3 protein-coding genes, 1 rRNA gene and 1 pseudogene are annotated in these 6,768 nt (G+C 36.1%); 3 read left to right on the top strand and 2 right to left on the bottom strand.

The genetic code is table 11. From position 1 onward, the window contains the following. Positions 1 to 260 (bottom strand): 16S ribosomal RNA (locus M3225_RS13205); the annotation flags it as partial. A 1,537-nt stretch (positions 261 to 1,797) separates the two neighbouring features. After that, positions 1,798 to 2,505, bottom strand: a pseudogene (locus M3225_RS13200) (IS6 family transposase). Positions 2,506 to 3,063: 558 nt separating this feature from the next. Between M3225_RS13200 and M3225_RS13195 the strand changes: the two are divergent. The 3 genes from M3225_RS13195 (at position 3,064) to M3225_RS13185 (ending at position 6,421) form a co-directional block, all read left to right on the top strand. Further along, complete coding sequence (locus M3225_RS13195) at positions 3,064 to 3,651, top strand: helix-turn-helix domain-containing protein (RefSeq protein WP_374109831.1); 588 nt, start codon at positions 3,064 to 3,066, stop codon at positions 3,649 to 3,651. A gap of 580 nt (positions 3,652 to 4,231) precedes the next feature. Next, positions 4,232 to 5,533 carry a replication protein gene (locus M3225_RS13190; protein WP_251394342.1) on the top strand — a complete coding sequence of 434 codons (1,302 nt, stop codon included), beginning with the start codon at positions 4,232 to 4,234 and terminating at the stop codon, positions 5,531 to 5,533. A 108-nt stretch (positions 5,534 to 5,641) separates the two neighbouring features. Beyond that, positions 5,642 to 6,421 carry a plasmid stabilization protein gene (locus M3225_RS13185; protein ID WP_251394340.1) on the top strand — a complete coding sequence of 260 codons (780 nt, stop codon included), beginning with the start codon at positions 5,642 to 5,644 and terminating at the stop codon, positions 6,419 to 6,421. The last annotated feature ends 347 nt before the right edge of the window (positions 6,422 to 6,768 follow it).

Genomic DNA, 6,768 nt, shown 5'->3' with positions numbered 1-6,768 from the left:
ACTAGCTAATGCACCGCGGGCCCATCTGTAAGTGATAGCCGAAACCATCTTTCAATCATCTCCCATGAAGGAGAAGATCCTATCCGGTATTAGCTTCGGTTTCCCGAAGTTATCCCAGTCTTACAGGCAGGTTGCCCACGTGTTACTCACCCGTCCGCCGCTAACGTCATAGAAGCAAGCTTCTATGACGTTCGCTCGACTTGCATGTATTAGGCACGCCGCCAGCGTTCATCCTGAGCCAGGATCAAACTCTCCGAAGAAATGTTTGACTTGCTCATTAAAAAAAATAAAAAATTAACGTTGACGTTTGTCGCTTTGTTCAGTTTTCAAAGTTCAATATTTCGTAAAATAAGTTGTCGTATCAACGACGCTTTATAATAATAAAATATATTCACTAAAAGGTCAATACATTTTCTAAAAAATATTATTTTTTTATTTCATTATACTTTTAGCATATACTTTATTAGTTATTAACCAATAAAACTAGTTTCTATTCATATAAGACTTCATTGTTTAAGCTACCTTGTAACTAAAGGGTATATGTAGCCCAAAAAGTCTCTGTTAGCTTTACTGGATTATAAATAGGCTATTTGGACATTCTATATAGGGAAGAAGGAAAACAAGTTATTGATTACAACTAATCATTACAAAGCTTCTTACACTTGGGATGAGGTGTCTACAGCAGGCATATTTCAGAAAACCTTATTGTAAATCGATGTATGTTTGATTCATAAGGGGATGGTAGTCATGGACGTAGTAAGAATATATATAATGGGTAGACAATAATGTTCATTTATAACTATACAAATGAGGTGTTTGTCCCAGATCAAGAACGATTTCGTTCACAGTGTATATTTTTTAGTTCAATGCTTAAATGAGGTGTTTGTTAAAGAGAATATACTTTTTCAAGTTACTGTTTCATTGGGCAATGGAATTACGTAAATGAAGTGTTCCTTAAAGATCATTTGCTGCATTGAAAGCTACTTTTTCCTTCTCCACATGACGGGATGTATAATCGTTTGCATCCCGTTTGTGTTACATAAGCTATCTCAACCAATCATTAAAAAGAGGAATCATAGGAACAGCTTTAGATTGCTTGCTGCTTTTTCCTCCTTCTACCTTCTAAATATGAAAAAGTAGACTTTTTCATTCTTCACTTAGCCTTCAAACTTTTGCTTTTTTTAACGTTCCGTTTCTTGTACTGTACTCCGTTCTTTTAAAACTGTGCTCCACTATTCCGTGCAAAAAATTCCATAAATCTATTTTATGATTTCTCTTTTCTCCCTTTATCATAATCCTTTATCTCTCCTAGTACCTCCCTCCTTTTTAAGTTGACTTTTAAAAATTCTTGGGAAGAAATGTTCTTTTCTTTCGCGATTTCATCTATTTTTTCAACAGCAATCAGATCGATATTTTATAAAAACATATCAATGACATTCGTTCCTTTCCTGTAAGTTGTGGTTCCCCACTACAAAAGAGAGAAGAGCATAAGGGGTTTTTGCTATCACAGGGTGTGATAGGCTAGGCAAAGCCTAGCAAAACTGTGATATCAAAGAAAGTCGCTAAATGTCCCCTTCATGTCCCCCTGTTTTGGAGCCATGTCCCCTTTGCGTCCCCCTGTGTTTTTCACTTTATGGCTAAATCTCGTTGCTTTTCATTCAATTTTTGGAGTTTTTCTTGTAAACTTTTTTGTTCATCTTCATAGAGCTGAATGCTTTCATCAATCAATTGAAGGTTCTGGTGCAAATACTTAAGGAAGTTATAAAGAGGCGAAAAGTTTCCTAGTAGAATCTGGTCTCAAGCAGCAAGGCCAAATAGTTGATGGATGATCTTCACTTGATTTTGAACAGCCTGGTTCCGTGAAGCAAGTTGCCGTTTTTTAATGATGTGCATAGCTTCTATTCCAGAAATAATGGATGTAGCTGTGTGAAAGGATTTCAATCCTAACATAGGTCTAACTCGTTTTTTAATAAAACGATGATCTTGTTCTACGATGTTATTGAGATATTTCACTTGCCTTATTTGGATGCCTACAGGCATCTTTTTTTCGTTTTTTAACTCTCCAATAGCTATAGGATAAGCTGGATTTTTATCGACAGTTATGACACGAGGCTTTGAAACATGAAGAGACCGCAAAGCTTTCTTGAAGAAACACTTTGCAGCCTTGTAATCTCTTGTTTTACTTAGATAAAAATCAATGGTGTTTCCTTCGGAATCCACTGCACGATACAGGTACATTCATTGACCTTTTACTTTCACATATGTTTCATCGACTCTCCAGGAGTCGTTGGTTGACTTAAGATGACGCCGTACTCTTTCATCTAATTCAGGCCCATATTGATGAACCCAACGCATAATGGTTGTGTGTGCCATGGATAAGCCACGCTCCTCCATCATTTCCACCAAATCGCGAAAACTGAGGCTGTACCGTAGGTACCATCTCACCGTTAACAAAATTATGTCAGGCTGATAATGCTTCCATTTGAACAAATTTTGATTTTTCATACTTATCATGCCCCTTTTTTAGAGTAATAGTATCAGTATGTTCAAGATTTAGTGATTCATTGCAAGTGTTTTGAAGTTTTTGCACCAGAACCATTATACTTTTTTATGAAAATTGGTAAGTTTACCCTAACCTTAACTTAAGATATCTAATTTTCCAACAGTACACTTCTTCTTTGTAAATTAACTAACTTGTGTTTAATCCGAATTTTATATTTAAGATTGTGTCAATTTTACATTTAATAAAGGTAAATACCACTATGGAATGCACATCATGCTTTGCATCTTTAAACAAGTTCACCTTAAGTTCATCTCAAGTTAAACTAAAGGTGAACTTAACTTTCCGTCATGTACACTACATTCTGGACAAGTCCAACCAACATTCGAACAAGTTCAACTAACACCGTCATTTGTCCGAAGGTTTGCCGAAAGATGTACAAAAAGATGTACAAAATGTTGTTTTGTACGATTCTATTTGTTTTTCTGATGTCTTTATTTGTTCAAAATGTTGTTTTGTACGGTATAAAACGTTTCTATTATGTTATCATTATGTCATGATGTATTTTTAAAAGGAGGGGTTTTGTAATGGATTACGAAAAAGTGTATTCCTTAACGGCAATAGCAGATAAACTAGGGCGTTCAAGGTCTAGCGTTTATGATTGGCTCCATACATATAAGGAATTTGTAGAACCGCACACCGTCGGAAAAGGTCGGACAAAGAAATACAAAGAATCTATTTTTCCTGTGTTGTCACTTATAGAAGACTTGAAAGCCGAAGGGCATCCTAATGACTATATTCGTGCTTTGCTTGCTTCGGAAGGTCATGATATTGTTGTTGAAGGGGAAACAAATGAGAATGCTCCAGTTTTGACGCAATTAACTGAAGCTTACAAAACTATCTTAACGAAAGTTGAAACGCTAGAATCACAAAATGAAGATTTAGCACGTCAAAATGAAAAAATGGCAAATGCTATGCAAGCAATGGCCGAAGTAATACGACAAACGGCGGCAACTAATGAAGAAAAAGAAGCAGAGCGTGAAAAACGACAACTTGAACGTGATCAAATGTTAATAGATACTATGCGGCAACTTCATGCTGACAAACAACAGGAACCGAAAGGCTTCTTCTCAAAAATATTTGGTAAATAAAAGAACCCCAACGAATTAATCGTTAGGGTTCTTTTATTTATATGGTGGGTCTCAACCTACTAAAATGGTTATTCTCATTTCAAGATATACATAACCTAAACGTAATTGATATAAAAAAACAATAATTTTAACATATTCTAAGCTAATTGGGGAGGGGAATTTTTTTCCCTCCCCAAAACTAAAAATCTCATATATGATGGACTCAAATTCTACATTTATGTGGTATCTGCGTAGCTAAATATACTTGTTTTGATATATTTTACTATTTTTTTATTGAATTATGAGACTACTTAACGCTATAATTAAACTAACAAAAATGACCGGAATAGAAAAAAGACTTCAACTGTTTAAGTAGTGCAGCAACACTCTTAAACCGTTCACCCTAATTACGGTAGGGAAAACACTTGTCGAAGTCTCTTGGTAATAGATTTAGTTTTTCTATAAAATAAAACTTATGTTTTTATTTTATATGAAATTGACATCTATTTCAAGGGCTTAGTTCATCAAAATCAAGGCATTGTTTTCCTTTTTCGAGGGAAACAGTGTCTTTTTTGTGTTCCTTAAAGGAGACGATGAACAAATGACAAAAATCTTGACCTGCTATTTAAAAGATGTAGATACCTTCAATGGACGGTTCAAATGGTTATGGACCAATAAGTCCACACTTCGGAAAAAGAAAGAAGAGTTTTTAGAAAGTCTTCGTACTCACTTTAAACAACAACAATCAGCCATACATAAAGAATTTCCTAAAAAGAGAATGGAAATGCTCGATCATGTCATCTATAACCTAGTGGCTACGGGCATTCAAGCGATCCGTTCTGAAACGCTTATGAAGAAATTTAATGTTTCCAAAAGTACGGTTTCTCGTTTTGTACGCTCGTTAAAAGCGACACCCTTTATACTTGTGGCACGATACATTAAAGAGGATACAACAGGTACTCATCCTGATAGTTATGTATTTATCCTTAAAAGCCATAAAAACTTTCAGAACATTTGCGACGAAATCTTTTTTGCCCATGATACAACAGGTGTACAAACGCTTCAGCAAGAAGAAATGACCACTCCTGTGACACATCCTGTGACGTATCCAGAAAGTGCTGAAAACGTTGATGCAACAACCTTAAAGGCCAATAAATCACCTGATGCCTTTATTAACCTTGATTTACCTGTAAATCATATAAATAATCATTTAATGTCTGTTTCACAGTCCTTCACTTATATCAAAGGTGTGCCTAAGAAAGTCAATCAAGTCTATGCAGGTAAATATGGGCATCAACTACAAGACTTTTATGCTCGTATTCAAAATGCTGCAAAAGCCGTAAAACGAGATACAGAGATTGAGATTAAAAAAGAGCAAGTACACGAAACTGCGTATACATCCATTATGGGATTAGATAAATATGTGCATGAAGCCAATCAACAAGGGAACCCTTTATCCCTAGGGGATATGTGTCGATTAATCTATCAAATTGCGAAAAATCAATTCTATGAATTGGAAAACCCTAAAGGGCAGGATTATCAATCAGTATACGCAAAACAACAAGAAGTTATACATAACGAAAGCGAAACAACAACATTGGCCAAACCGAAACATATTATCCGTAAAGAATTGGTTCCTGATTGGTTAAAAGCTGAAGAGGATCAAAAAGAGAGTGCGCAAGAAACAGAAGTTACGTTGGAGCAGAAGCTTGAAATGATTGAGTTGAAGCAAGATTTAGGACAAGAACTCACGCTAGAAGAAGAGAACTTGCTGCAGGAGCACAGCTCTACGTACAGTTTGTTCGAAATAGCCCAATTGAAACAAGACCTAGGACAAGCTTTAACGCCAGAGGAACAAGAATGTTTGCGTCAACATAACCAGTTAAAAGACACAGCTTCCTAATAAAAAAAGTAGAAATCTCTTAGAAGCTGATGTTTTAATAGAACATGTTTATTTAGAACTGTGTTCTAAATAAACATTGACTAAAAATCTACGCAGGAGGAGAACATTATGCCACATAAAATTACGTTAACCGGATCAGCCACAGGACCCTTACGAGAATATGATCGCTACGTTGCCTTTGATATACGTGAAAAAGGGTCACCATCTGCGCCTAAAGGATTAAAGAAGAGTACGTTTATTTCGTATACGGTGTTTGTTGCGAAGAAAGCCTTTAATAAAACAGGGCTCACGAAGAAAAGCATCATGCATGAAAAGATTTTAATTCAAGGGGAACCAACGTTAGACATTCCCATTGATGAATGCCCTGGTGAAATAGGCGTGATCTGTTTCCAAATTACCGTTCTCCCGAATAAAAAAGACAAAGAAGGCAATGAATCAAATGATAAAAAAGAGGCCAAACAAGAGGCTTCTGCAGTACAACAAGAGGTTGCTGCTACCAAGCAGGAAGAAAAACCGGTAACTGTTTCTCAACCAATAGCAAGCGAACAGAAAAAAGAAGCAGAAACGGTACAGCCAAAAGCAAAAGAAACACCTGTACAAGAGAAAAAGGCTGAGCCAAAACCGAAAACACTACCGAATCAACCAAAAGGGACACAGGATATCGTAAACTTTGATGACATTATCGTACCTGAAGAGTTCTTAAAAACACGACCTAACCCTGAAAAAACACAAAAAGTCATTGATTTCGTGAAGCGTACAGGACACTTAGATGAGCCAGTGACGATTGAAAAAGGATCAAAGATCTTAAAAGATGGCTATCGTCGTTATGTGGTAGCCAAGACCGTCAAAATGGATAAAGTTCCGGTTGTCTATGAATATCAAAAGTAAATAAAGTGAGAGTAGAATGGTATAGAGGGAGAACATCTTGACTCAAGTTGAAAAAGAGAACCCTAATATCGAGCATGAGGACCTATGTTATCCCATGGCTATGAGAATACTAAGCTGTCCATTATTAACGGTAAAACATGAATTGAAATAAAATGTGAGTGAAGGTAAAAAGCGTTTACAGAAAGAAGCTGAAGCAGGAAAAACCATTGCAAGGAGGGAGTGTGGCACTATTTAATTCATGAAATAAATAGCTGAACGTACTACCCTACCTTCAGTCAAGACTGTTCCTTGGGACATTAACGGCAAAATGACAAAACACCAAAGATGGTCCTCTTATTATTTGAAGG

The organism is Priestia aryabhattai, assembly GCF_023715685.1.
In the GTDB taxonomy this organism is placed as follows: domain Bacteria; phylum Bacillota; class Bacilli; order Bacillales; family Bacillaceae_H; genus Priestia; species Priestia aryabhattai_B.
The sequence above is the reverse complement of the archived record's forward strand: the minus strand, read 5'-3'. Positions and strand labels throughout refer to the sequence as shown.